The organism is Amycolatopsis sp. NPDC114484 (assembly GCF_055633755.1).
Genome location: NZ_JBVKDQ010000019.1, coordinates 50,810 through 77,244, shown reverse-complemented (window position 1 = coordinate 77,244; position 26,435 = coordinate 50,810). Strand labels below are relative to the sequence as shown.

22 protein-coding genes are annotated in these 26,435 nt (G+C 69.8%); all 22 read left to right on the top strand.

Translation table 11 applies throughout. The features are described 5' to 3' along the window. Nucleotides 1-145: 145 nt before the first annotated feature. The 22 genes from ACZ7SW_RS35255 (at nucleotide 146) to cysC (ending at nucleotide 26,331) form a co-directional block, all read left to right on the top strand. Nucleotides 146-379 carry a hypothetical protein gene (locus ACZ7SW_RS35255; RefSeq protein WP_470234692.1) on the top strand — a complete coding sequence of 78 codons (234 nt, stop codon included), beginning with the start codon at nucleotides 146-148 and terminating at the stop codon, nucleotides 377-379. Beyond that, nucleotides 376-2,094: a prenyltransferase/squalene oxidase repeat-containing protein gene (locus tag ACZ7SW_RS35250; protein WP_470234691.1), complete on the top strand. Its 1,719-nt coding sequence runs from the start codon at nucleotides 376-378 to the stop codon at nucleotides 2,092-2,094. Before ACZ7SW_RS35255 ends, ACZ7SW_RS35250 begins: the two co-directional genes overlap by 4 nt. A gap of 76 nt (nucleotides 2,095-2,170) precedes the next feature. Next, a complete protein-coding gene (locus ACZ7SW_RS35245) occupies nucleotides 2,171-5,428 on the top strand; it encodes a non-ribosomal peptide synthetase (RefSeq protein WP_470234690.1) in 3,258 nt (1,085 codons plus the stop codon). Between the two features lie 33 nt (nucleotides 5,429-5,461). Further along, nucleotides 5,462-8,035 (top strand): thioesterase domain-containing protein, encoded by a 2,574-nt coding sequence (locus tag ACZ7SW_RS35240; protein ID WP_470234689.1) that lies wholly within the window; start codon nucleotides 5,462-5,464, stop codon nucleotides 8,033-8,035. Nucleotides 8,036-8,058: 23 nt separating this feature from the next. Beyond that, nucleotides 8,059-9,336, top strand: a complete 1,278-nt coding sequence (locus tag ACZ7SW_RS35235) for a cytochrome P450 (RefSeq protein WP_470234688.1) — start codon at nucleotides 8,059-8,061, stop codon at nucleotides 9,334-9,336. Further along, on the top strand, nucleotides 9,336-9,914 hold the full coding sequence (locus tag ACZ7SW_RS35230; protein ID WP_470234687.1) for a GNAT family N-acetyltransferase: 579 nt from the start codon (nucleotides 9,336-9,338) through the stop codon (nucleotides 9,912-9,914). Before ACZ7SW_RS35235 ends, ACZ7SW_RS35230 begins: the two co-directional genes overlap by 1 nt. After that, nucleotides 9,911-10,456 carry a hypothetical protein gene (locus tag ACZ7SW_RS35225; RefSeq protein WP_470234686.1) on the top strand — a complete coding sequence of 182 codons (546 nt, stop codon included), beginning with the start codon at nucleotides 9,911-9,913 and terminating at the stop codon, nucleotides 10,454-10,456. The genes ACZ7SW_RS35230 and ACZ7SW_RS35225 overlap by 4 nt, the downstream gene beginning before the upstream one ends. Before the next feature lie 26 nt (nucleotides 10,457-10,482). Continuing rightward, nucleotides 10,483-11,529: a BtrH N-terminal domain-containing protein gene (locus tag ACZ7SW_RS35220; RefSeq protein ID WP_470234685.1), complete on the top strand. Its 1,047-nt coding sequence runs from the start codon at nucleotides 10,483-10,485 to the stop codon at nucleotides 11,527-11,529. Beyond that, complete coding sequence (locus tag ACZ7SW_RS35215) at nucleotides 11,526-12,776, top strand: DegT/DnrJ/EryC1/StrS family aminotransferase (protein ID WP_470234684.1); 1,251 nt, start codon at nucleotides 11,526-11,528, stop codon at nucleotides 12,774-12,776. The genes ACZ7SW_RS35220 and ACZ7SW_RS35215 overlap by 4 nt, the downstream gene beginning before the upstream one ends. After that, nucleotides 12,773-13,621, top strand: a complete 849-nt coding sequence (locus ACZ7SW_RS35210; protein WP_470234683.1) for a transketolase — start codon at nucleotides 12,773-12,775, stop codon at nucleotides 13,619-13,621. Before ACZ7SW_RS35215 ends, ACZ7SW_RS35210 begins: the two co-directional genes overlap by 4 nt. Then, entirely contained in the window at nucleotides 13,614-14,729 is a 1,116-nt protein-coding gene (locus tag ACZ7SW_RS35205) for a transketolase C-terminal domain-containing protein (protein ID WP_470234682.1), read from the top strand. The genes ACZ7SW_RS35210 and ACZ7SW_RS35205 overlap by 8 nt, the downstream gene beginning before the upstream one ends. Next, nucleotides 14,726-15,595 carry a RimK family alpha-L-glutamate ligase gene (locus ACZ7SW_RS35200; protein ID WP_470234681.1) on the top strand — a complete coding sequence of 290 codons (870 nt, stop codon included), beginning with the start codon at nucleotides 14,726-14,728 and terminating at the stop codon, nucleotides 15,593-15,595. Before ACZ7SW_RS35205 ends, ACZ7SW_RS35200 begins: the two co-directional genes overlap by 4 nt. Then, on the top strand, nucleotides 15,592-16,593 hold the full coding sequence (argC, locus tag ACZ7SW_RS35195) for an N-acetyl-gamma-glutamyl-phosphate reductase (RefSeq protein ID WP_470234680.1): 1,002 nt from the start codon (nucleotides 15,592-15,594) through the stop codon (nucleotides 16,591-16,593). Before ACZ7SW_RS35200 ends, argC begins: the two co-directional genes overlap by 4 nt. A gap of 5 nt (nucleotides 16,594-16,598) precedes the next feature. After that, nucleotides 16,599-17,420: a [LysW]-aminoadipate kinase gene (locus tag ACZ7SW_RS35190; protein ID WP_470234679.1), complete on the top strand. Its 822-nt coding sequence runs from the start codon at nucleotides 16,599-16,601 to the stop codon at nucleotides 17,418-17,420. Next, a complete protein-coding gene (locus ACZ7SW_RS35185; RefSeq protein WP_470234678.1) occupies nucleotides 17,417-18,505 on the top strand; it encodes a M20/M25/M40 family metallo-hydrolase in 1,089 nt (362 codons plus the stop codon). The genes ACZ7SW_RS35190 and ACZ7SW_RS35185 overlap by 4 nt, the downstream gene beginning before the upstream one ends. Next, nucleotides 18,502-19,257 carry a sulfotransferase-like domain-containing protein gene (locus ACZ7SW_RS35180; RefSeq protein WP_470234677.1) on the top strand — a complete coding sequence of 252 codons (756 nt, stop codon included), beginning with the start codon at nucleotides 18,502-18,504 and terminating at the stop codon, nucleotides 19,255-19,257. Before ACZ7SW_RS35185 ends, ACZ7SW_RS35180 begins: the two co-directional genes overlap by 4 nt. Continuing rightward, a complete protein-coding gene (locus ACZ7SW_RS35175; RefSeq protein ID WP_470234676.1) occupies nucleotides 19,241-20,509 on the top strand; it encodes an MFS transporter in 1,269 nt (422 codons plus the stop codon). The genes ACZ7SW_RS35180 and ACZ7SW_RS35175 overlap by 17 nt, the downstream gene beginning before the upstream one ends. A gap of 42 nt (nucleotides 20,510-20,551) precedes the next feature. Then, nucleotides 20,552-20,827 carry a phosphopantetheine-binding protein gene (locus tag ACZ7SW_RS35170; RefSeq protein ID WP_452076738.1) on the top strand — a complete coding sequence of 92 codons (276 nt, stop codon included), beginning with the start codon at nucleotides 20,552-20,554 and terminating at the stop codon, nucleotides 20,825-20,827. Next, a complete protein-coding gene (locus ACZ7SW_RS35165; RefSeq protein ID WP_470234675.1) occupies nucleotides 20,824-22,272 on the top strand; it encodes an AMP-binding protein in 1,449 nt (482 codons plus the stop codon). The genes ACZ7SW_RS35170 and ACZ7SW_RS35165 overlap by 4 nt, the downstream gene beginning before the upstream one ends. Then, nucleotides 22,269-23,585 carry a condensation domain-containing protein gene (locus ACZ7SW_RS35160; protein ID WP_470234674.1) on the top strand — a complete coding sequence of 439 codons (1,317 nt, stop codon included), beginning with the start codon at nucleotides 22,269-22,271 and terminating at the stop codon, nucleotides 23,583-23,585. The genes ACZ7SW_RS35165 and ACZ7SW_RS35160 overlap by 4 nt, the downstream gene beginning before the upstream one ends. After that, nucleotides 23,582-24,493 (top strand): sulfate adenylyltransferase subunit CysD, encoded by a 912-nt coding sequence (cysD, locus tag ACZ7SW_RS35155; RefSeq protein WP_470234673.1) that lies wholly within the window; start codon nucleotides 23,582-23,584, stop codon nucleotides 24,491-24,493. The genes ACZ7SW_RS35160 and cysD overlap by 4 nt, the downstream gene beginning before the upstream one ends. Further along, nucleotides 24,493-26,331, top strand: coding sequence for an adenylyl-sulfate kinase (gene cysC / locus ACZ7SW_RS35150; protein WP_470234672.1), 1,839 nt, complete (start codon nucleotides 24,493-24,495; stop codon nucleotides 26,329-26,331). The genes cysD and cysC overlap by 1 nt, the downstream gene beginning before the upstream one ends. Nucleotides 26,332-26,435: the final 104 nt, after the last annotated feature.

The following is a 26,435-nucleotide window of genomic DNA, read 5'->3' as shown; positions in this document are numbered from 1 at the left end:
TTAGTCACAGCCGGAAACATTCTTCGGCGCCCGGAGTGGACGGACGGCGACTCTTTGGGTGCGCAGCACCCATGCGCCCGCCGCCCCGGCGGGAAAGAGTGGAACGGCCGGGAACGACCCCGGCCGGGAAGGAGGTCGTTTCGCCATGGCGCCGAACCGGCTGTCCTTCCGCGGAATCGCACCGGGGATCCGGATGAACCGGACTAACGCGGCGATCAAGCGACGGCCGCTTCCCGCGGTGTCGGCGGACGGCGGCCTCAGCCAAGGCGAAGCCGATCTGTCGTGCACCCGGCGGAGAGGAGGCCGGTTCGCCGTGCCGCCGACCCGGCTGTCCTTCCCCGACCCCGAACCGCGGCTCACCGCGGCGGGCAACCGATGACCGCCACGACCGCCCCCGCGGTCTTGGCGGACGGCGGCCTCAGCCAAGGCGAAGCCGACCTGTCGTGCAGCTACGCCGCGGTCCGCACGCTGCGCCGCCTCGGCCGCACCCCGGCCGAACCCGCTGGTATCGCGAGGTTCCTGCGGTCGCGCCGCAACAGCGACGGCGGCTACACCTGGCAGCGCGGCCTCCCGTCGGACGGCTGGGCCACCTACTGCTGCACCCGCGCCTTGCACGATCTCGGCGAGGAAATCGACGAACCCGCGCGGGTCGCGGAGTGGGTTTCCGGCACCGGCACCGCCGAGGGCGGGTTCGCGATGACCGCGGGCCGTCCGCCGGACGTGTGGGCGACCTGGTGCGCCACAAAGACTTTGGTCGGGATCACCGGCACCGCCGCCCCGGAGCCGGCGCGGCACGCCGGGTGGCTGGCCGCGTTGCAAGGCCCCGACGGCGGTCTCGCCTGGCAGCCCGGCTCGAACCGTTCGGACGCCCGCGCCTGCTACTACGGCGTGCGCGCGTGGCGAGCGGTGACCACCGCGCCGTTGCCGTGGCGCACCGGACCGCTGGTGTCGTGGCTGTGCGAACAGCAAACCGTCGAAGGCGGGTTCCGGTTCGCGCCCGGTTCGGCGGTCTGCCTCTGGGCGACCTTCCGCGCGGTGTTGACCTTGCGCGTCCTCGGCGCGCAACCGCCCGATCCGGCCGGGGCGCTCGCCTGGATCGGCGACCGGCGGCTGCCCGGCGGCGGCTACGAACGCTGGCCCGGCTACGGCCGCTCAGACATCTGGGCGTGCTTCTCCGCCGTCGGCGCGTTGACCGCACTGGGGTACGACCTTCCGGCGGCGGAAGCGGACGCGATCGCCGAAGCGGTGGCCCGATGCCGGCTGGCGGGCAGCGGCTACACCTATCGGAGCCCGGAAGCGGCGGGCGACAGCCTCGCCACCGCCGCCGGTCTGCTCACCTCGGCGCGTTCCGGTTCCCCCGCACCGGGATTGGCCCGCTGGCTGCGGGACGCGCAGCCGCCCGCCGAGGACGGCGTGGTCTACATGCCGGGCCAGACCGCGGAAGTCCGGTGTACGCAATGGGCCTTCGAAGCGTTGCGCGCGAGCGGGCACCGGCTGGACGAACGCCGCCTGCGCCGCTGGATCGCGCGGCTGCAGAACCCGGACGGCGGGTTCGCGCACTGGCTCGGCCGCGGCTCCGACCTCGTCGCCACCACCGCCGCGGTGGAACTGGCCGACCGGCTCACCGGCGGCCGTCCGACCACGATCCTCGACGGCGCGCGAGCGGTCGCCTTCGTGACGCTGTGCCGCGACGGCGGTCTGGTCGATCCGGCTTCGGCCGGCACGGCCGCCGCGTGCGCCGCCGCGCAGGCCGCCCGGGTGCTGCACCTGCTCGGTGCCCGGCCAGCCGCGGCGAACTTGCACGCCGGGCTGGCCTGCTACGCCCGCGCGAGCGGGGGATACGCCGCGACCGCGCTCGGGCTTCCCGACCTCGCCACCACCTACCAGGTGGTGCGCACCGACCAATGCCTCGGCCGCGATTCCGACCGCGCGTGCGTCGCCCGCTTCCTCCCCCGGGTCGAGCTGGGCGACGGGCACTACGCCTGGAGCCCGCGTTCGCGCACGGCGGCCGGGCCGCTCGCCGACTGTCTCGGCGCGCTCCTGCGCGCGTGGCTGACCGATCCGGCGGCGCTGCTGCCGCCCTTGAACTTGTGAAAGAAGGAAAACCGAACCGGCCGCCGGGCGTCGGCCGGGAATCGCATTCCGCTCAGCACCGGGAAGGGAGCAAGGGGTGAGTACAGTGCACGACAGTACCGCGGAGGGCAAGAAGAAGTCGCTTGCCGACATGTTGGCCCGTGCACGCGCCAAGATCACCGACGGACCGCGTCCCCGCCAGGACCGCGGCAACGTGCCGCTGTCGTATTCGCAGGACACCTTGTGGGTGGTGGACCAGCTCGCCACCGGAAAATCGACCTATAACGTCGCGTTCCTGTTCCGCCTGGAAGGCGACCTCGACGCCGACGCGCTCACCGAGTCCTTCGCCAGCATCGTCCGCCGCCACGAAGCGCTGCGCACCTACGTGCTCGAGGAGAACGACGAGTTCTTCCAGGGAATCGTGGAAGACCCGGAGATTGTCGTCCCGCGCTCGTCCGCGCCTTCGGAGGCCGAGGCCCGCCGGATGCTCGACGAACTCGCCGAGGTCGGCATGACGCTGACCGAATTCCCGCTGTGGCGCGCGGATCTGGTGCGGGTCCGCCCCGATCTGCACTACTTCGGCCTGGTCGTGCACCACATCGTTTTCGACGGGGTTTCGACGGCGATCTTCTTCGAGGAACTCGAAAAGGAATACAACGCGCGCCGGGTCGGCACGACGCCGCTCGTGGACCCGCCCGCCGTCCAGTTCGCCGATTTCAGCGAATGGCAGCGCAAGCAGATGCGCGCCGGGGCATGGCAGGCCAGCGCGGACCACTGGGCGGAAGCGCTGCGCGACGTCGAGGTGATGGACATCCCCGGCGACCGCCCGCTGCCGCCCGCGGTGACCTATCCCGGCTACGCCGTGGTCCAGACCTGCGAAGGCCTGGCGACCCAGGCCAACCGGCTCGCCTCGTCGCTCGCGACCACCCCGATCACCCTCTACGCCACGGTGATGGCCTGCCTGTACCACCGGTATTCGGGTTCCGGCGACGTCATCTTCGGCATGCCCAGTGCGAACCGCGCCGAGGTCGAGACCGAGCGGACCCTGGGCTTCTTCATCAACATGCTGCCGTTGCGGTTCCAGCTCGACCCGGAAGAGACGTTCCAGGAGTCGATCAAACGGGTCCAGCAACGGCTGCGCGGCGCGCAGGCGCACGGCTACCTGCCGCTGGAACAGATCATCGCGAGCGCGCAGGTCCGCCGCGACCCTTCGCGGTCCACGCTGTTCCAGTACACGCTGACGATGAACGAGTGGACCGAACCGATGCGCCTCGACGGGGTATCGGCGACGGAGATCGAGGTCCCCACCACACAGGCGAAGTTCTTCCAGCAGTGGACGATCGCGCGCAGCGGTCCGGACCTGGAGGTGCACACCGCCTACAACACCGACATCTTCGACCAGGCGACGATCGAAACCATGCAGCGGGTGTTCGTCTGGCTGCTGCGCGGCGCGATCGCCGACCCGGGCGTCAGCCTGCGCGAACTGTGGGCCCACGACAGCGAATCCCGCCGGATCCAGGCCCGGCTCGGCATCGGCACGCAGGCGCCGGTGCCGACCGGCAACGTCTACTCGCAGTTTTGCCAGGTCGCCGACGAACGCGCGGACCGGCTGGCCGTCAGCACTACCGGGAAAGATCTGACGTACGCGGAATTGCGCCAGCGGGTGGACGCGTTGCGCGGCTATCTGGCCGAAGCCGGAGTCCGCGCCGGCGACCGGGTGGGCGTCGCGCTCGAACCGTCAGCCGATTTCTCGGCGACCGTACTGGCGCTGCTGGCGATCGGCGCGGTGTACGTGCCGATCGACGCGATGAACCCGCGTGGCCGGATCGAGGCGATCATCGAGGACGCCGACCTCCGCTGCGTGGTGTGCGACGCGACGACCGCCGGGATCGCACCGGGCGTGGAATGCCGGTTGCCGGTCGACGCCCCGGTCCCCGCGAACCTGCCCGAACCGGCGCGCGGCGGGAACGACGTCGCGTACCTGATGTACACCTCGGGCAGCACCGGCAAGCCGAAAGGCGTGCTGATCACCCACGACAACATCCTCGGCTTCATCCGGAACGTCCGGACCCTGTTCGAGCTCAGCCCGGCCGACCGCGTGCTGGGCTACGCGTCCTGCGGGTTCGACGTGTCGGTGTTCGAGATGTTCGGCGCGCTGCTGAGCGGGGCGTCGCTGCACGTCGTGCCGTCGGTGATGCGGCTGAGCATGGCGGAGGTCCAGCAGTTCCTCGAGGACCACCGGGTCACCGTGACCGACCTGCCGCCGTCGGTGATGAAGCTGCTCGACCCGGGTCCGCTGAACGATCTGCGCATCGTGTTCGTCGGCGGCGAGGCGTTCTCGCACGAGCTGGTGCGGGCGTGGGGCAAGGGACGGCGCATTTTCAACGGCTACGGCGTCACCGAATGCACCGTCACCAGCGTCGTCGAGGAGCTGGAGGAACCGCTGCCGCCGGCCGGGCTGCCGATCGGCGGTCCGATGGACAACCACGTCGCCTACGTGCTGGACGAGCACAACCGGCCGGTGCCGCAAGGCGTCATCGGGCAGCTGGCGCTCGGCGGGGCCGGGCTGACGCCGGGCTACTGGCGGCGCGACGAGGACAACCGGGAGAAGTTCGTCCCGGATCCGGTCGGGCCCGATCCGTCCGCGCGGGTGTATCTGACCGGGGATCTGGTGCGGCACAACGGAGACGGCCGGCTGGTGTACGTCGGGCGGCGCGACCGGCAGGTCAAGATCAACGGGGTGCGGATCGAGGTCGGCGAGATCGAGAGCGTGCTCCGCGCCGCCGAGGGGCTCCGCAACGTCTACGTGCAGATCCGCCAGGACGGGGAGCAGAAGCGGATCGTCGCTTACTGCGCGACCGGGGGAGCGAAGCAGGCGAGTGAGAGCTCGCTGCGGGAGTACTGCCGGAAGCGGCTGGTGTCCACGATGCAGCCGTCGACTTTCGTGCTGCTGGACGAATTGCCGATCAACGGCAGCGGCAAGATCGACGAACGCGCGCTGCCGGACGCCGATTTCACCGTCGAAGCCGCGCCCGCCGAAGAGCTCACCGATCTCGAACGGGCGATGCTGACCGACGCGTTCGGCCCGATCCTCGGCCGCACCGATTTCCCCAAGACGGCGAGCTTCTTCGACCTCGGCGGCACGAGTCTCCAAGCCGCGCAACTGGTTTCGAAGATCAAGAAACTGTTCTCGGCGACGATCTCGCTCGCCGCGTTCTTCAACGATTCGAGCGTGCAGAGCATGGCGCTGGAGGTCGAACGGGCGCGGCTGGCCTCGCTGCCGGCCGAGGAGCTGGAGAAGGCCATCGCCGGGATGACCGAAGAGGACGTCGCCCGGCTGCTGGCCGGCGAGTGAGCGGACGCGGAGCGCATCCGGAGAGGAGGAGAGATGGACGGTGACGGCAAACGCCTGAGCAGCTATCTCAGCGCGAGGTCGGCGGCACCGGGCGTGCCGGGACTGGTCGAGCTGAGCCGGGCGGCGCCCGGCGCGAAGGTCCTGCTGTTCGCGCATCCGGTCGGCGGCAGCCTGCTGGCCTATCAGCCGCTGGTCCGCAGATTCCCGGAATACCGCTGCTGGGGGCTGGAATCGTCGCGGGAGGTGCTCGACGGCGGCGAGCCGACGGAGTCGATGCAGGACCTCGCCCGCCGCTACGCCGAGGTCCTCGCGCGGCATTGCCCGGACCTCGACCTGGTGTGCGGCTGGTCCTTCGGCGGCGCGCTGGCCTGGGAGATCGCCAATCTGCGCGCGGCCGCGGGCAACCGGCCGAAAGTGGTGCTGCTCGATTCGACGTGGTCGACCATCGAGTACGAGGAGTCGACGCACGCCGAGGAGCTGGAGTGGTTCGTCCGCGACGCCTTGCGGTCGGGCGGGCACGACGGCGAGTTCCCGGCGGGCACCGAGGCCGAAGCGGCCGAGATCGTCGGCATGGACGAGGAGACCTTCTCCGAACGCCTCCGGATCTTCGGCCACAACAGCCGCCTTCTCCGCAAATGGCGGCCGACGCCCGGAAACCTGGACGTCGTCGTCGTGCGTGCGGCGGAGTCCTTCAAACGGGACTGGCGCACCGTGTCGTCGGGCGAGGTCGACTTCCAAGAGCTGCCCGGCGAGCATTACGGCCTGCTGCAGAACGCCGACACCCTGGCCACCATCGAAAAGATCATCCGCGGCGCGCTGGATCTCCCGGTGCGCACGTCGGCGGTCAGCACCGGTGCGGAGCCCGGTCTGCGCGCGTCGTTGAAAGAGCTGGTCGACACGCCGCACTGGCGCGATCTCGTGCTGCGGGCCCGGAAAATGGAGCCGGAAGCGATCGCCGAGGCCTACCGGGAACTCGGCAGGCGCGGGCTGCTCACGCCGGACTGGCCGGTCGAGTTCGGCGGTTCGGGCTTGCCGACGCAGGCCGGGATCGAGCTGTTCGAACAGTTCATCGCCACCGGGCTGCCGGATCTCGTCTACGCGCTCACCGTGCAGATCGTCGGGTACTTCGTGCTGAAGTCCGGCTCGGACCGGCTGAAACAGGACCTGCTCCCGCGGATCAGCCGGGGCGAGGAATTCGCCACCGTGCTTTACAGCGAGCCCCGGGCAGGCAGCGATCTCGCGTCCCTGCGCGCCCGGGCGGACCGCCGAGGCGACCGTTATGTGCTCAACGGAGTCAAGGTATTCAGCATCTACAGCCATATCTCGGGTTCGGCGCTGGTGGCCGCGCGCGCTGGGGACGACGGCCACAAGTACGACGGCATCACGCTTTTCGTCATCGACCTCGCGGCGGAGGGTGTGACGGTCGAACTGGTCGAGACCATTCAACCCGAGCAGATGTGCCGCGTGCGGCTGAAGGACGTCGAAGTCGAGAGCTGGCGGCGGATCGGCGAAGAAGGCCGCGGCTGGGCCCTGCTCGACGGTGCCCTGGCCATCGAACGCACCGGGATCGACCACGTCGTCCGGGCCGCGCGGTGGCTGAAAGCCTTGCGGGCGGCGGCTGTCGGCCCCGATGAACTGCAGCTGCTCGAAGGCCAGGTCGAATGCGCGACGACGGTCGCCCGCGCGGCCACGGAGGTGTTTCTCCGTCCCGATGCGACGGCGACGGACACCGCGGTGGCCAAGCTGTACACCAGCGAGACGTGCCAGCAGGTCGGGCACGAGGTGCTGCGCCGCTGGCGGACGCTCCGGACCGAGCCGCACGACGGCCTGGTCCGCGAGGAACTGCTGTCCGGGCTCACCGAATCGCCCGGGCTCACCCTGTCGGCCGGTTCGTCGGAGATCATGCTGTCGACGCTTTCGGTGGACCTCAAGGAGGACTGTTCCACCCGGTGCCGGGACATCCTGCGCCGGTTCGGCGGCGAACTCGCCGACGCGGTGGTCGAGGTGCTCGAACCGGTCGGGGCCGGGATCAAGGCGAAACCGCTGTTCAGCTACTCCGCCGACCGCCGCGGCGCACTGGCGGGAACGTTGGCGGAGCTGGGTTTCGACCAGGTGGAGACCCCGGAAGAGGACGGAGGCCTCGGTCTCGGCCTCGCCGTCGGCTGCTCGATCAACCTGAGCCTGGGATACCTCGGGTTCGAGAACGCTTACCAGCCGTCCGCCGAGCCCGGAGCGCGCGAAGGCCGGGTGCGGCACGCGGCTTACGTGCTGGGCCTCGGTCTCGGGCTTTTCCGCACCGCCTGGGAACACGCCTCCGGCCGCGAGCAGTTCGGCCGGAAGCTCGTCGACATCGACGCGCTGATGTTCCCGCTCATCCGCTCCTACGCGGAACTGCACGCGGTGGGCACCCGGCTGCAGGAAATCGCGGACACGTTGCCAGACCTGGAAGACGCGGCGATCCGCCGGTTCGAACTCCTCGAACAGGACGCGATGGTGCGCGCGGTCCGGGCATCGATGCAAGTGCTCGGCGCGCAGGGCATCACGGAGTGGTCGGTCGCCTCGCGGTTTTACCTGCGGTGCGCGGAGAACCTCGGGCTTTCCGCCTGACTTTCACGCAAAGGAGACGTTTCATGCGGGTCGCCCTCGAAGTTTCCGAGGCCGTTTCCGAGGTTCCGGACGGGGCTTCGCCGGAGATCTACGACGAATCGCTGTACTCCGCCCAGGACATGCACGCCGTCTGGCAACGCATGCGGGCGGAGGGCGGCCCGCACCGGCAGCGGACTCCGGACGGGCAGCAGTTCCTCGCGGCGATGCGGCACGCCGACGTCAAGGCGGTTCTGGGCGACCACAAGACGTTCTCCTCGGCCTACAGCACCATGCTCAGCGTGCGCGGCGACGGGGATGTCGCGGCGGGGGCGGCGATCCACCTCACCGACCCGCCGCTGCATCCCGAACTGAAGCGCATCTTCACTCCCTTGATGACCGTGCAGGCGACACAGCGGCTCCAGGTGGGGATCGAGGCGCGCATGCGCGAACTGTTCGACGCCGTCCGGGGCAAGGAAGTTTTCGACTTCTGCGAAGAGATGATCACCCTGCCGATGACGATCACCGGGCCGCTGATGGGCATTCCGGAGAGCGAATGGCCGGTCACCGGCCGGGCGACGGTCCGCGCGATGGGCGGGGCGGACGTGCCGGAATCCGAGCGGCAGCGCCGGTTCGCCCTTTTCGAGGCGCACACGACGATCATGACCGTGCTCGGCGAGGTGCTGGAGTCCGGTCCGCCGGAGGACACGGTGAGCGGCCGGTGCCCGCTCGCCGCCGACGTGGTCGGGGATCCGAGCCGCGACGTCGCGCTGCTGAACGCGTACGCGTTCCTGATGGGGGCCAATCCGACGGTGCCGCAGACCATCAACCAGACCCTGATCCTGCTGGCCGAAGACGACGACCTCTGGTCGTGGTTCGTCCGCCAGGAGCGGACCGACCAGCGGTTCGTGGACGAGGCGCTGCGCTGGGCGAGCCCGATCAACCACGTTTTGCGGCGCGCGGTCGCGGACACTACGCTCGCCGGAACCGAGGTCCGGGCGGGGGAGTTGGTCACCGCCTGGCCCGCCTCGGCCAACCGGGACGAGGAGGTGTTCCCGGAACCGTTCAGGTTCGTCCCCGACCGTTCCCCGAACCAGCACCTCGCCTTCGGGCTCGGCGTGCACCGGTGCGTCGGCCAGCACGTGGCCGTGGCCGGGTTGAAGACGTTTTTCGATCTGTGGCGGGAAAACGTGCGGTCCTTCGCCCTCGCGGGGCCGCCCCGGCATCTCGTTTCGAACTTCTTGAACGGCGTCGTGCGCCTGCCGCTGGCGATCAGCTGGAACCAGGCGGACGGGGGCACGGGATGCCGCGAAAAGGAGGACTGATGAGCGAATTGGCGACGAGCGTGGTCGGCCCGGGCGACTGGGCCGCGATCGACGAGTTCTTCGGGCCCAAAGGGCTCGTCGAATACTGCTGGTGCATGTATTTCCGGCTGGGCTCGAAGGATTACTCCGCGTGCCGCCCGGCCGCGCGCAAGGCGACGCTCGGCGACCTGGTGCGGGACGGGGAACGGGTCGGTGTGCTCGGCACGGTCGACGGCGTTCCGGTCGGCTGGCTCGGCGCGGGGCCGCGGCTGGGTTTCCCCCGGCTGCAGCGGTCGCGGGCGGCGAAGCTGCTCCCCGGCGACGACCCGGAACGGATCTGGTCGATCGTCTGCGTGTACCTGGCGCGCGAGCACCGCCACCGCGGCCTGCTCCGGCAGCTGATCGACCGGGCGGCCGAGTGGGCGCGGGAGGAGAAGGCCGACCTGATCGAGGCGTACCCCGAGGACGACCGCGACCCGGAGTCCGGCTTCGACCCCTACAGCTTCCACGGCCGGGTCAGCACCTTCGAGGCGTGCGGCTTCACCGTCGTCGGGCCCCGGCTGCAGCGCAGAGCACTGGTGCGAAAGGAGTTCCGGTGACAGTCCACGAAATGCTCCCGCTCGAACCGTTCCTCAACAACCAGGCGGCGACCACGCCGGCGAACCTCGCCGACGGCAGGCTGAACGTCTGGCGGAACTCGATCCCGGCGCAGCCCGGACCTCTGGAGCGGGTGGTCGACGGCGTCCCGCTGCGCACCCCGCTGCTGGACGGGAGCGGTCCGGACAACCTGGTCTGCTCGGGGCAATGGATCGAGGTCCCGCGGCGGCGCTGGGACTGGCTGTACGTGATCGGCTGCGGCGAGCGGCGCGTCCGGGACTACGTGACCTGGCATTTCGCCGACGGATCGGCGAGCCGCGACCGGTTCGAGCTGTCGGACCTGTGGGAGGGCCGGTCGGACTACGGCGAGGAATTCGCGCTGCGCACCGACACCATCCACTATCCGCAGCACGTCCAGGAACGCATCGGCATCACCCTGTGGTGCCAGCGCGTCCCGGTCACCCGGCGGCAGCCGCTGTGCGCGCTCTCGCTGCCGGAGAACCCGGCGGTCCATTTGTTCGCGATGACGCTGCTGGGCCGCTGAACCACTGTTTCGGAAAGGGTTTCGGCATGCCACGACAACGCGGCTGGGACGGTGCGACCGGCACCTACCCGCAATGGTACGAGGATCCGTTGAGCTGTCTCCAGACCACGGTGGGCAGCATTCTGCTGGAGCACGGCCTGCGCCCGGTCGAGGTGCTCGGCCTCGCGTGCGAATTCGCTTTCGCGCCCAGGGACGTCATGTGCGAGGAGTTCTACCGCCCCGCGCAGAGCAGCCGGGGCGTGGCGGCCGATCTGTGCCCGTATCACGATGTGGAATCGGAATGGACGTCGGGAACGAATGCCGACGAGCTGATCGCGCTGATCGAAAAGCATGCGAGCGTGATCGTGGCGGTGGACAATTACCACCTCCCGTTCCGTCCCGCTTATCACGACGTCCACGCCGCGCATCTGGTCGTGGTCCCGGCCTGGCGGAAGGTCGGCGGGGAAACCGAGTTCTACGTGTCCGACGCGCAGCCGCCCCGGTTCCAGGGGTGGTTGCCCGCCGAGCATCTGATGAACGCGTGGACCTCCGGCAATCCGGCCGACCACCAGGACGTGTTCTTTTCCAGCAGCGAGATCGCTGGCCGGTTGCTGACCGCTCGCGTGGACTCGGAGCCGGGCGAATTGACCGCGGACGGTTTCGGCCGCGCGATCGAGGGCAATCTCGAACGCTGGAATTCCGGTGCCGCGGGCGAAGCGGATCGCGTGTGGACCGGCCGGGCCGGGGTGCGCCGATTCGTTCAGCGACTGCAGGAACGCAGCGGCGACCCGGCGGAATTGCGGCCCGCTTACACGTTCGGCTGGGCGATGCAGGCACAGGCGTTCCTGCACGGCCGTCTGGCGCAGGAATTCGCGCGCCGGGTGAACCTGCCGCATTTGTCCGGAATCGCCGCGGCCGCGGACAGCGTGATGTCGGCGTGGTCGAACCTGCGGCTGCTGAGCGCGCACGCGGCCGAGCTGGCGCGGGTGCCGGAATTGATTATTCGGCGCGGTGACGAATTGGTGCACGCGTACGAGCAGTTGGCCGTCGAATGGCGACTCGCGTTGTCGAGAGGATGGGCTGAGGTCAGATGAATGCCGGAGGCGGTGGCGAGCTGGCGCTCGTCGGCGGGGAGCCGGTCCTGCCGTCGCTCGCGCCGGTGGACTGGCCGAGGACGACCGACGCGGACCGGGCCGCGGTGCTCGCGGTGCTGGAGTCGAACGTCTTCGTGTCCGATCGGGCGGGACTGACCGCGGTCGAGCGGCTGGAACGGTCCTGGGCCGAGTTCCTGGGCGTGCGCCGCTGCGTCGCCGTCAGCAACGGGACCACGGCGATCGAACTCGCGCTCCTCGCCCACGGCGTGGGCCCGGGCGACGAGGTCGTGGTCCCCGCGCTGACCTTCGTCGGGACGGCGATGGCGGTGACGCACGTCGGCGCGACGCCGGTGTACGCGGACGTCGATCCAGTCACCTTCACGATGTCGCCGCGCAGCCTGAGCGCGGCGTTCACCGAGCGCACGAAGGCGGTCGTCCCGGTTCATCTGCACGGGCTCAGCGCCGACCTCGCGGCCATCACCGACCTCGCCCGGAGCCACGGCTGCGCGGTGGTCGAGGACGCCGCGCAGGCGCACGGAGCCCGCTATCACGGCGTCCCGTGCGGTGCGTTCGGCAACACGGCCACGTTCAGCCTGCAGATGACGAAGAACCTCCCGACCTGCGGCGAAGGCGGGCTCGTCGTCACCAACGACGACAGCGTCGCCGAGAGTCTGGTCCAGTTGCGGCAGTTCGGCGAGCTGATCCGGCCGGACCAGCCACGGCGGTACGTGAGCCATCGCCTGGGGTTCAACGCGAAGCTGAGCAATGTCCAAGCCGCGTATACCGGCAGCCAGCTGGAGCGATTCCCGAAGTACCACGCGGCGCGGCGGAAGAATGTCGCGGCTTTCCTTGCCCGGCTGGGAAATCTGCCCGGCCTGGTGTGCCCGGGCGAGCCGGAGGGGCACGAACACGCCTGGCACATCCTGCGCTTCGTCGTCGACCTGGACCGGCTTTTCCCGGGGCTGAGCACGGCCGCGGCCCGAACGCTGCTCATCCGGGCCATGCGGGCGGAGGGCGTGCCCGCGACCCGATACCAGATGATGCCGCTTCCCGACCAGCCCGCGTTGCGGTCCCTCTGCCGGCAGGAGCCGGCCTGGCCGGTCACCCAGGACGTGATCGACCGGAGTTTCACCGTCCAGCAGCGGCATCTGCCGCCGGACGCCGGACCGTTGCTGCAGAGGTTCGCCGACGCGATCGAGAAGGTCTGGTCGAACCTCGCTGTTCTGGAGAAAGGCGCGGTCTCGTGACGACAGCTGTGCGCAAGCCGGATCTCGAGGTCCTGGAAGCCCGCGCGGATCGCATCCGCGAGCACATCGTCGAGATGTGCTCCGGGCCGGAGGGCGGCCATCTCGGCGGTTCGATGTCCTCGGTCGAGCTCCTGGTCGCGCTGTTCTTCCACGTCATGAACCTCAACCCGGCCGATGCCGAGTGGAAAGGCCGGGACGTTTTCGTCCTGAGCAAAGGACATTCGGCGATGGCGCTGTACGCGACGCTCGCCGAACGCGGTTTCTTCCCGCCGGAAGAGATCCCCACCTTCTGCCGCCCCGGCAGCCGGTTGGCGACCCACGGCAACGCCGCGGTTCCCGGCGTCGAATTCGCCACCGGCTCGCTCGGCCACGGGCTCGCCCTGGCGAACGGCGTCGCGTGGGCGCAGCGCAAGGCAGGCGAACCGCCCGCGAACACCTTCGTCCTCATCGGCGACGGCGAACTGCAGGAAGGGTCGGTCTGGGAGGCGGCGCAGGTGAGCCGGGCGTCCGACGCGGGCAACCTCGTCGTGGTCGTGGACGCGAACGACTTCCAGCAGACCGGATCCGTGCACGAAGTGAGTGACGGCGCGTCGCCCGCGCAACGGTGGTCCGGCTTTGGCTGGCACACCGTCGAGACGGACGGCCACGACCTGTCCGGCCTCTGTACGGCGCTGGAGGAGGCGGCTGCGGCTGACGAACCCACGGCGGTGGTGGCCCGGACGGTCAAGGGCAACGGCGCGGGGCTCCTGGCTGGCCGGGCGGTGTCGCATTTCGTCCGGCTCGACGCGGCGAAGCGCAGACGCGTGGAAGCCGGGATGCGGCGGGGAGGCCCGGGCCGTGGTTGAGACCAAAGCGGACCGCACGAGCACCCGGGCCGCGTTCGCCAGCGCGTTGCCGGAGCTGGCGATACGGCACAACGTGCTCGTGGTCGACACAGACACCGGATCTGTCACGCCAACCCCCGAGATGGAATATCTCAACGTCGGCATCGCGGAATCCGCCGCCATCGGTCTCGCCGCGGGCGCGGAACACCTCGGCTGGCGCGCGCTCGTCTGCACCTTCGCCGCCTTCTCCGCGAGCCGGGCCTTCGAGTTCATCAAGCTCGACATCGCCTATCCGCGCAGGCGGGTGTGCATCGTCGGCACGCACGGCGGCGTCAGCGGGGGCTGGCTGGGCCCGACGCACCACTGCGCCGAAGACCTCGCCCTGATGAACGCGCTGCCGAACATGCGCGTGGTCGTCCCGGCCGACGCGCGGCAGACGGTCTCGCTGCTGGAGCAGTGCCTGGAGTACGACGGGCCGACCTACCTCCGGCTCGGGCGCAAGGATTCGCCGGTCTTCAGCGGGCTGGCCGCACCGGAACTCGGCGTGCCGCAAGAGGTCCGCGCCGGGCAGGACCTCGCACTGGTCGCCACCGGGCCCGAGATGCTGCTGACAGCGCTGGAAGTCGCGCGCGGGCTGACGGCGGAGGGCTACCGCGCCCAGGTGATCAACGCGCACACGGTCGATCCGGAATCAGCCGCGACGGTCAGCGACCTCATCGCCGACGAGTGCCGATGGCTGGTCACTTTGGAAGAAGCGTGGCCGTCCGGGGGCATGGGCGCGCAGGTCGCCGCGGCGGCGGGGGAGCGCGGGATCCGCTGGCTGCCGATCGGCCTCGACGGCTTCCTGGCCCCCGGCTCGCACGCGGACCTGCTCGCGGCGGGCGGGCTCGACGCGGGCTCCGTTCTCCGCCGGGTGCTGGCTTTCACCGGAGAACTTCAACCGACAGGGAAGGGGACGCACATGAACACCGAATGCCTCAGCTGCGCCGGGGACGTCCAGATCCAGGCGGACAGCTATCCCGGCGAGATCGTCAGCTGCCCGAAATGCGCGGCGGAGCTGGAAATCTTCTCCACCGCCCCGCTGAAGCTCGCGATCGCGCCCGAGTCCGAAGAGGATTGGGGCGAATGAACGCCGCGGCGCTGGGGATCGTGGTGTCGGTCGTCCGGTACGAGGAACGCCGCCTGCTGTCCGAAATGGACGATCGTCGCCTTCCGGTGCACCGGCTGGATCCCCGCGCGGTGTCGTTCGCGCCGGAGCAGATCGACCGGTTGCCGGGCCTGACGGTGCTCAACCGCGAGATCTCCGCGCAGCGCGCGCTGGTGATGGCCGAGACGCTCGAAGCCTTCGGTGCGTACCCGGTCAACGACGCCGCGGCGAGCCGGGTCTGCGGCAGCAAATGGTCGACGTACCTGCGGCTCCGCCAGTCCGGGATCCCGACGCCGACGACGCTGCTCGCGCAGACCCCGGAGGCCGGGCTGCTGGCGATCGAGGCGATCGGCTACCCGGCCGTCGTCAAGCCGCTCGGCGCGTCGTGGGGCAAGCGGGTCAGCCTGATCACCGATCGCTACGCCGCTGAAGCGGTCCTCGAACACTGCGCGGAACTGCCGTCGGCGGCGATGCGGACCACGATCGTCCAGGAGGCGGTCCGGCCCGGTTCGCCCGATATCCGGGGCATCGTGGTCGACGGCGATTTTCTCGGCGCGATCGTCCGCTCGGGCACCGACTGGCGCAACAACGTGGCGCGCGGTGCGGCGGTCGAATTGCTCGCACCCGACGACGAGGTGCGCCGGTTGTGCCTCGAAGCGACGGCCGCGGTCGGCGCCCGGGTGGCGAGCGTGGACCTGGTCGAGGGCGCGGACGGCCGCCGGTTGGTGCTCGAAGTGAATTCCCGGCCGGAGTTCCGCGGTTTCGAAAGCGCGACCGGCGTCGATGTCGCGGCCCGGATTGTCGATCTGTGCGCGGACGGCGTACTCGAAGAGAAGGAATCGGCGTGAAACGGATCGCGGTGGTGGGCGGCCGGGGCTTCGTGGGCGGCGAGCTGCTCCGGCTGCTCGTCCACCACCCCGGAGTCGACGTCGTCGCCGTCACCTCGGACACCCACGCGGGCCGGGCCGTGGAGACCGCGCACCCGCCGCTGCGCGGGAGCGGCCTGCGGTACCGGCAGCGCGCCGACCTGGAACCGGTCGACCTCGTGTTCCTGGCGGGCGTGCACGGTTCCACCAGCAAGATCCTCGACGAGGTCAGCGCGCTCGCCCCGAAGATCGTCGACCTGACCGCGGACTTCCGGATCGAGGACGCCGCGCTCATGCGGCGCTACTACGGCTGGAACCGCGAGGGCGGCCCCGCGTTCGTCCGGGGACTGCCGGAGCTGCACCGCAAGCAGATCGTGGACGCGGATCGCGTCGCTGTCCCGGGTTGCATGGCCACCTGCGCGATTCTCAGCCTCGCACCGTTGGCTCAGCGCGGTCTCCTCAGCTCGGTCCAAGTCGATGCGCGGACGGGCAGCAGCGGTTCCGGAGCATCCGCCGACACGGCGAACTCCCACGCGCTTCGCAGTGGCGTGCTGCGGGTGTTCGCCCCGTTCGGCCACCGGCACGAAGCGGAAGTGACCGAGGCGCTGGGCGTGGAGTCCTCGATGACGGTCACCGCGACCCCGCAGGTCCGCGGTGTTCAGACGCTGGCGCGAGTGTCGGTGGATCTGAGCGAGCGCGAGCTGATCCGCCTGTACCAGGAGGACTACGGCGCGGAGCCGTTCGTCCGCCTGCTCACCAGCTCGCGCGGCGCGTTCCGCTATCCGGACCCGAAGGTGCTGCTCGGTTCGAACTACTGCGACATCGGCATCGCGGTGGACAACCGGGGCAGCGCGCTCGTGATGGCCAGCCTCGACAACCTCGTGAAGGGAGCGGCCGGCGGCGCCGTGCAATGCATGAACCTCCTGCTCGGCCTCCCGGAAACCAGCGGCCTTGCCTTCCCCGGATTGCACCCGGTGTGAGCGCGATGAGAATTGTCGTGAAATGGGGCGGCAGCCTCCAGGAGCGCGGGACCGGCATCGCCGACGACCTCGCGGCGCTGTGGCGCACGCACCGGATCACCGTGGTGCACGGCGGGTCCCGGGACATCGACCAGACCATCGGCGAACTCGGCCTGCCGCGCCGCACCCTGCGGTCCCCGGACGGAATGCAGACCAGATACACCGACGAGGCGACGCTCACCGCGGTGATGATGGCCCTGCGCGGCCGGACGCAAGCACGGCTGATCTCGGCTCTGCGGCAGCGCGGGGTTCCGGCGGTCGGACTGTCCGGAATGGACGGAGGACTTGTCCGCACTGAGCGCAAAGCGGCGATCCGCGCGGTGTCCGACGGCCGCACCCGGGTGGTCCGGGACAACCTGGCGGGCCGCGTCGTGCACGTGGACCCGAGCCTTCTGGACGCCGTCCACGCCCTCGGGATGGTGCCGGTCGTCTGCCCGCCGGGCATGACCGCCGACGGCCAGCCGACCAATGTGGACGCCGACCGGATGGCCTGCGAGATCGCGTCGGCCTGGCGCGCGGACCGGCTGCTGCTGTTCACCGACACCGCCGGATTGCTGGCCTGCGCGGATGATCCGTCGTCCACCGTCGCCGAGCTGAGCGTGGCCGAGGCGGAAGAGCTGGTGCCGACGCTGAGCGGCGGCATGCGGATGAAGATCGCCGCCGCGACGGAAGCGCTCGGCAAGGGCTTGGGGGCGGTGCAGATCTGCGACGGACGCGGGGGAGCGCCCCTGACGGAAGCACTCGGCGGAAGCGGAACCTTGATCGGGAAGGGGCTGGGCCCGGCATGACGATTCAGGATTTCAGCACGCGGGAGGGCGAGCTGGTCGACAGCGCGGCGGTCGACCTGCTGGCCGAGGCGGTGTCGATCCCGTCCGTCTCCGGCGACGAGCGGCAGCTGGCCGAGCGGCTGCGCGAGGTCGCGGCCGGCTTCGGTGCGGAGAGTTTCCTTGACGACGTCGGAAATGTGCACGCGGTGGTCGGCAGCGGCGCGCGGACTGTCGTGCTGCTGAGCCACCTCGACACCGTTCCCGGCGAAGTGCCCTTCGAGCACAGTGAGACGCACATTCGCGGCCGTGGTGCCGTCGACGCCAAGGGGCCGCTGATCGCGATGCTCGTCGCGGCGCTCACCAGCCGCGATCTCGGCCTCCGCGTCCACTGGATCGGCGTGGTCGAGGAAGAGGCGTTGTCCTCCCGAGGTGCCGAGTACGTCCGCGAGACCGTGCCGGTGCCGGACGCCGTGCTGGTGGGGGAACCGAGCGGGGCTTCGACAGTAACGGTGGGCTACAAGGGAATGGTCCAGCTCGACGTCCGGTGCGAGGTCACGCGGACGCACACCGCGACACCCGAGCAGAAATCGAGCGAGACGCTGATCGCGGCGCTGGCCCGGCTTCTCGACGTCTTCTCGACGCGCGGCAACGCGAACTTCGCCGACGTCGGCATGGTCGTCAAGAACGGCAACTTCGAGCCGTTCTCCAGTCGCTGCTCACTGTCCTTCCGGACCCCGCCGCACACGTCGCCCGAGGAACTGCGGCACCAAGTCTCGAAGGTCTTGGGCGAGCACGTAGCGGTGACTCTGAGATACGAGGTGCCGCCGGTGGTCGTACCACGAAGCTCCCCGTGCGTCCGCGCGCTGTCCCGCGCCATCGCCGTCGAGGGGCGAAAACCCCGGTACAGCCTCAAGACCGGCACCAGCGACATGAACACGCTGAGCCGCACCTGGACCGTCCCGATGGCCACCTACGGCCCCGGCGACCCGTATCAGAACCACACCGACGGGGAGCACATCGCGATCGCGGAGTACCTCGCGGGCGTCCGGATCCTGCGGACGGCCCTGCGGGAACTGGACAACTCGCTGCTGGAGGTGAAGTCGTGACCGAGCTGCTGGCGTTGTGGTGCGTGCCGCGGTCGCGCTCGACCGCGTTCGAGCGCGCGATGTACGAGCGCGGGGATTTCCTGGTGGTCCACGAACCGTTCTCGCGCGTGTGCGATTTCGGGACCGCGGAGGTCGCCGACCGGACCTGCAGGAGCCAGGACGAGGTGATGGCCGCGCTGCTGGAAATCGCGGCCGAACGTCCGGTGTTTTTCAAGGACACCACGGACTTCCCGATCGATCGACTCGGCGCGAACCCGCCTTTCGTCCGCCGCTGCCGGCACGCGGCGATGATCCGGAACCCGCGCGACACCGTGCGTTCGCACCTCGCGATGCAGTCCGACGCGACGTCACAGGCGATGGGATTCCGGAACCTCTGGGACATCGTGGCCACCGTCCGCGCCGCCGGAATGCCGATGCACCTGGTCGACGGCGACCGGATGGTCCGCGACCCCGAACAGGAAATGACGGCGTATTGCGCGGCGATGGCGATCCCGTTCGTCCCCGGTTCGCTCGCGTTCCGCAAGGAGCCGCCGCCGAGCTGGGGGACCACCGGACGCTGGCACGCCGGAGCGAGCGCTTCGACGGCGCTGGGCGTCGCGGCCCGCACGCGGGAGGAACTGCCCGCCGAACTCCAGCTCGTCGCGGAGAGATACGAACGCGACCAGCTGCCGTATCACGACCGCATCAGGGCGGCGCTCGACGAGGGGAACGAGCAACAATCGCAGAGGAGTGCACATGAGTTTGGGGCGTAGCTTCACCCGCCTGTGGATGTCGCAGGTCCTGTCGAACCTGGGCGACGGCCTGGTGATCGCCGCCGTGCCCCTGCTCGCCGTGGTGGTGACCAGGGACCCGCTGCTGATCGGCGGGCTCACCGTGGCGCAGTTCCTGCCGTGGCTGGTGTTCACCCTGCCCGCCGGAGCGCTCGCCGACCGCGTCGACCGGCGGTTCATCATGGTCTGGGGCAACGCGGTCCGCGCGGCCGGTTTCCTGCTGCTGGTGGTGATGCTGGTCGCGCACCTGCACAGCATCGCGATCCTCTACCTGGCCGTCTTCCTGACCGGCACCGCCGAAACGCTGGTGGACAACGCCGCGCTGACCGTCCCGCCGCGGCTGGTCGAGCGCAAGGACCTGGAGCGGGCGAACGGCCGGCTGTTCGCCACCCAGTCGGCGATCCACAGTTTCATCGGACCGCCGGCGGGCGCGGCGCTGTTCGCGATGTCGGCGGTGCTGGTGTTTTCCACCAGCGCCGGGCTTTTCGCGCTCGCCGCGCTGGCCTTGGTGACGCTGCCGCGGATGCTGCCGACCGCGCACGACACCAGCGGCGGCACGCATTCGGCCGGAGACGTCGTGCGCAGCATCAAGGAAGGCTGGTCGTACTTCTGGGAACACCGGCTGCTGCGCCGGGTCGCGTTCATCTCGGCCTCGATCAACTTCTTCTCCTCCGCCACGGCCAGCCTGCTCGTGCTGCTCGCGACGGGTCCGCTCGGCGTGACGACCTCGTGGTACGGGTTCTTCATCGCGGTGCCCGCGGTGGGCGCGATCCTCGGGTCGCTCATCGCGGCCAAGGCGGTGCCGCTGCTCGGCGGAGGCCCGGTGACCTGGCTGGCCGCGCTCGTGCCCGCCGCGAGTTATGCCGCACTCGGCCTGACCCACAGCGTCGTCCTGGTCGAAATCCTGATGTTCCTGAGCGCGATCGCGACGGCGCTGAACCAGATCGTGGTGAGCACGCTCCGGCAGGCCGCCGTGCCGGACGAGCTGCTGGGCCGGGTCACCGCCGCGTACCGGCTGATCGTGCTCGGCGTCGTGCCGGTCGGCGCGCTGCTGGGCGGTGCGCTGGCCCGCTGGCAGGGGACGGCCGCGACGTTCATCGCGGCGGCGATCGGGCTGACGCTCTCCGCCTTCGTGTTCGCGTCGCGCGTGACGACGCGGGGGCTGAAGGAAGCCGAGGAGGCCGGGCATTCCCCGAAGCCCGCCCCGCTGGAGCCGATCCCCGGAACGGACTGAGTTTCGCGTTTTGCCCGGAAAGTGCTGCGAAGAGGAGTTCCCGTGCCCGAAAGCCGTGTTGCCCTGTCGCCCGCGGAGTACGAACGTCCCGCCGACGAACTGGAGGAGCGCGTCGCCGCGATCATGGCGGCGGTGCTGGACGTCGACCTGGTCGGCAGGCGCGACAGTTTCTACGACCTCGGCGGCGGATCGCTCGCGGCGATCCGGATCTGCGCCCGCATCGCGGGCGGGATCGGCTGCCGGCTCGACCCGACGGTGCTGCTCGAACACGACGAGCTGGCCGATTTCGTCGAGCAGATCCGGCAGGGCGCGCCGTGAGCGTGCACGCGGCGGTGGCCCGGCACGCCGGCGACACGACCGCGCTGGTGCACGGCGGCGAACGGGTCAGCTACCGGACCCTGGTAGCGGCGGGGAAAGCCGTGGCGCACAAGCTGTCTTCGGAAGGGGTGCGGCCGGGCGACATAGTCCCGCTGGTGCTGCCGCGCAGTGCGCAGCTGATCGCGGTCCAGCTCGGCGTGCTGATGGCGGGCGCGGCCTACGCGGTGCTCGACCCGCGCTGGCCGGAGAGCCGGGTCGCGTCGATCCTGTCGCAGCTGGACGATCCGGTCGTCGTCGGCCGCCCGGGCTCCGGGCTGGGCGTCACCTGCCCGCTCAAGCCGGTTCCGCTGGCCGAGCTCGCGTCGGGCGCCCAGGCCGCACCGGTGCTGTCCGGCCCGGAGGACATCGCGATGGTGTTCTTCACCTCCGGCAGCACTGGCGTCCCCAAGGGCGTCCTGGTGCCGCATCGCGCGGTGACCCGGATGTTCGGCCCGGACGGCTTGCCGGGCTTCGGGCCCGGACATGTCACGCCGCAGGTCGCGCCGGGCTCGTGGGATATGTACGCGTTTGAGCTGTGGGGCCAGCTGACGACCGGTGGTATGTCAGTGGTGGTCGAGGAAAGCCACTTGATGCCGAGCCGGTTGCGCGATCTCGTCGCCGAGGAGGGCGTGGACACGGTCTGGCTGACGACCTCGCTGTTCAACCTGATCGTCGACGAGGATCTCGGTGCCTTCAAAGGCGTCCAGACGCTCTACGTCGGCGGCGAAAAACAATCGCCCCGGCACGTCGGGGTCTTCCTCGATCGGTTTCCGGAAATCCCGCTCTGGAACGGTTTCGGCCCGGCGGAGAACGGAATGCTCACGACTGTGCACCGGATGACGCCGTCCGATGTGGACGTGCCCGGCGGAATTCCGGCCGGTGTGCCGGTTCCGGGCACCGAGGTGGTCATCCGGCGCGAGGACGGTTCTCCCGCGCCCACCGGCGAACCGGGCGAGATCGTCGCGCGCGGCTCGGGCGTGGCGCTGGGCTATCTCGGCGACGAGCGGCTGTCGCGCGAACGGTTTCCGCGGCCGGGGGAGTACCGCACCGGCGATGTCGGATTGCTGGACTCCGCCGGGGTTCTGCACTATCGCGGCCGGCGGGACCGGCAGATCAAGCTGAACGGCAACCGCATCGAACTCGGCGACATCGAGGCCGCCGCGGCCGCCGTCCCGCAGATCCGCACCTGCGCCGCGGTCGCCAGGACGGACGCGGACGGCCGGGTCGCGCAGATCGCCCTCGTCTACACGCTGGCCGACGGAGCCCAGCTGTCCCCGCAAGAGGCGCGCAAGAAGTTCGCCGCGCTGCTTCCCGCCTACGCGGTCCCGACGAGATTCGAACCGGTCGGCGAACTGCCCCGGCGGGAGAACGGAAAAACCGACCTGTCAGCGCTGGAGAATCGATGACGGACGTCTTTCCGCAGACTTTCGAACAGGAAGCGATCTGGATCGCCGACCAGTTCGCGGGCAGCCCTTCGCCGTTTCTCGAAACCTGGGCCCAGCGTGTTTCCGGCCCGCTCGACGTTCCCGCGCTGGAACGCGCGCTTCAGGCGCTGGTGGACCGGAACGCCGCGTTCCGCACGAGGTTCGCCCTCGACGAGACCGGTCCGATCCAGCTCATCGATCCGGTCGGCGCACTGCCTCTTGAACGGTTGCCATGGCCCGGCGGAGACCTGCACGAAGTGCTGCGCCGCGCCGGGCAACGACCGCTCGACCTCACCGAAGCACCGGCGCGGATGACGCTTTACGACTACGCACCGGACGAATACGTATTGCTGCTGCAGATCCACCACGTCATCGTGGACGACGCCTCGCTGGTGCTGATCGACCGCGAGTTGTCCGCGCTGTATGCCGGGCAGAACGGCGATGCCCCGGCGCTGGCCCTGGGCGAACATGCCGTCCGGCAGCGAGCGGCTGGGATCGCTCCAGAAGATCTCACCTTCTGGGCCTCATATCTCAACGGTGCCCAGGCGATGTCCCAGTTGCCGCCGCGCCCGCGTCCGCTGCCCGCCCGACGGGGAACCGGGTGCGCCTGCGTCCGCGCCACCGTCCCCGCCGAGCTGAGCGACGCGGTCCGCGCGGCCGCACGTTCCCTGCGCACCACCGCGAACGTGCTGATGAGCGCCTGCCTGGCTCTTGTCGCTGCCGCGGTGAACGACGACGACATCGTCCTCGGCACCCCCATGTCCCGCCGCGGAGATCCGGACCTCGACGACGTCATCGGCTGCCTGACCGATCTGCTGCCCGTGAGATATCAGGTTCCCTCCGCTGCCACGGTAGGAGAGGTCTGCGTTGCCGCGAAACGCACGTCCTTAGCCGTACTGCGGCACCGAAACGTGCCATACGCGTTGCTCGGCGGAGGCGTCACGCGTGAGCGCGGTGTGCTGTCCGGCGAGCACTTGGGCCGAATCTGCCTGGTGCTCGACGAAGCACCAAGCCAGCTGACGCTCCCGGGCCTGCGCTGCGAGCGGGTGTACGTCGCCGGCGCGGCGGCGAAATTCGACTGGCTGCAATACGTGGTCGCGGACGGCAAGAGCTGGCAGGTCCGAGCCGACTACGCCACCGACTGCTTCACCGCCGACGAAGCGCACGCCGTCCTGCAGCAATGGCTGACCGCGCTGTCGCTCGTCTCGGCCGACCTCGACCTCCCCGTGCGCACCCTGCTCGACAGCCTGGCCGAGACCGGCCGGACCACCGAACCCGCGGAGGGCCGCAGATGACCGCGCCGTTGTACGAACTGACCCACCCGCAAGCCCTGGAAGCCGAAGCCGTGCACATCTTCCGCGAGGTCGCGGCCACCTTCGCCCGCCCCGCGCTGCTGTTCTCCGGCGGCAAGGACTCAGTGGTGATGCTTCACCTGGCGCGCAAGGCGTTCTGGCCCGCGCCGGTGCCGTTCCCGCTCGTGCACATCGACACTGGTCACAACTTCGACGAAGTGATCGAGTACCGGGACGAGGTCGTCGCCCGGCTCGGCGTGCGACTGGTCGTCGGCCGCGTCCAGGACGACATCGACCGCGGCCGGGTCACCGAAGACCCGCGGGCAGGCCGAAACCGGCTCCAGACGGCGACTTTGCTGCGGACGATCAACGAACAAGGCCTCGACGCGGTCTTCGGGGGAGCGCGGCGCGACGAGGAAAAAGCGCGCGCCAAGGAACGCGTATTCAGCTTCCGCGACGAATTCGGCCAATGGGACCCGCGCAATCAGCAACCGGAACTCTGGCGGCTGTACAACGGCCGCCACCGCAAAGGCGAGCACATCCGGGTCTTCCCGCTGTCGAATTGGACCGAACTGGACATCTGGACCTACATCGAGGCTGAGAAGATCGACCTGCCCCCGCTTTACTACGCGCACCGCCGCCCGGTCGTCCGCCGCGACGGAATGCTGCTCGCCGACACCCGCTTCCTGCACCGCCGCCCCGACGACGAGGAACCGTTCACCGCGACCGTCCGCTTCCGCACCGTCGGCGACGCCACCTGCACCGGTTGCGTCGAATCGACCGCGGCCACCCCGGCGGAGGTCGTCGCCGAGGTCGCCGCCACCCGCGTGACCGAACGCGGCGCCACCCGCGCGGACGACCGGATCTCCGAAACCGGCATGGAGGACCGAAAGAAGGAGGGGTACTTCTGATGAGCCACCTTGTCCGGCTGGCCACCGCGGGCAGCGTCGACGACGGAAAGTCGACGCTGATCGGACGGCTGCTGTATGACTCGAAGGCGATCTTCGAAGACCAGCTCGCCGCCGTCGAGCGGACCAGCGCGCAACGCGGCGACGCCCACACCGACCTGGCTCTGCTCACCGACGGCCTGCGCGCCGAACGCGAGCAAGGCATCACCATCGACGTCGCCTACCGCTACTTCGCCACGCCACGGCGGAAATTCATCATCGCCGACACACCCGGCCACATCCAATACACCCGCAACATGGTCACCGGCGCCTCCACCGCCGATGTCGCGCTTATTCTCGTAGACGCGGAAAAAGGCGTGCTGGAACAGTCGCGACGGCACGCTTTCATCGCCAGCCTGCTCGGCGTCCCACACCTGATCGTGTGCGTGAACAAAATGGACCTGGTCGGCTACGCGCAGGAGCGCTTCGCCGAGATCGTCGAGGAATTCCGCCGTTTCGCCGCGAAACTGGACGTACACGACCTGGCCTTCGTGCCGGTTTCCGCCCTGCACGGCGACAACATCGTCGACCGCAGCGCGGAAATGCCGTGGTACGAAGGCCCCGCGCTGCTGCACCGCCTCGAAGAAGTGCACGTCGCGTCAGACCGCAACCTCATCGACGCCCGGCTGCCGGTGCAATATGTAATCCGCGCCCACGGTTTCGCTGAGGGACAAGGCTTCCGCGGCTACGCCGGCACCATCGCGGGCGGCGTCTTCAAACCTGGCGACGAGGTCACCGTCCTGCCTTCCGGTTTCGGCACGACCATCGCCGCCGTCCGCGGCCCCGGCGGGACCGCGATCGAAGAAGCCTTCGCCGGCCAGGCAGTGACCGTCGAACTGTCGGACGAGATCGACATCGTCCGCGGCGACCTGATCTGCCGCCCGAACAACCGCCCGCACGTCGCGGCCGAGGTCGACGCCATGGTCTGCTGGCTGACCGAACACAGCTCCCTGTCGGTCGGTGCCCGATACACCGTCCACCACACGACCCGCGAGGTCCCCGCCACCGTGCGCCAGCTGGACTATCGCCTGAACATCAACACCCTGCACCGCGACCAGACGGCCGATTCGCTGGCCCTGAACGAAATCGGCCGCATTCGGCTGCGCACGCGACAGCCGCTGCACTTCGACCCGTACCGCCGCAACCGCGACACCGGCAGCTTCGTGCTCGTGGACGAGGTCAGCAAGAAGACTGTCGCAGCTGGAATGATCATCGGCCCCGCGGAAACCGCGCCGACCGTCGTCTGGCACGAACCCGCCGTCACCCGGAATCGGCGCGCCACCTCGGGAATGACCGTGTGGCTGACCGGATTGTCGGCCTCCGGGAAGTCCACTGTAGGCGCCGAACTGGAGCGCCGGCTGGTCGCGTCCGGCCGCCCCGCGTACCTGCTGGACGGGGACAACCTGCGCCACGGCGTCAACGCCGGACTGGGCTTCTCCGCCGAAGACCGCCAGGAAAACGTCCGCCGAACCGGCGAGATCGCCAAGCTGTTCGCCGACGCGGGCACCGTCGCCGTGGTGACCCTGATCAGCCCCTACCGCACCGATCGCGACGCCGTCCGCCGCAGCCACGAGGAAGCGGGTTTGCGCTTTGTCGAGGTCTTTGTCGACACGCCGCTGGAAACCTGCGCGGCCCGCGATCCGAAGGGCCTGTACGCGAAGGCCCGGCGTGGCGAGATCGTCGGCTTCACCGGGGTGGACGACCCGTACGAGGTGCCCCGAAGCCCGGACGTGGTGCTGCGCCCGGATGACGGGAACCCGTCCGCACAGGCGGAAATCCTGCTGGAGTGGCTGGAACGGTGAGTGGCGCCCGTCCGGCGGCGAAGAGCTGGTCTGGTCGGCCTCACCGGTGTCGACGGCCCGCCCCGCGCCGTCCCGCATCTCTGGAATCCAGCGGGACTGGCCGC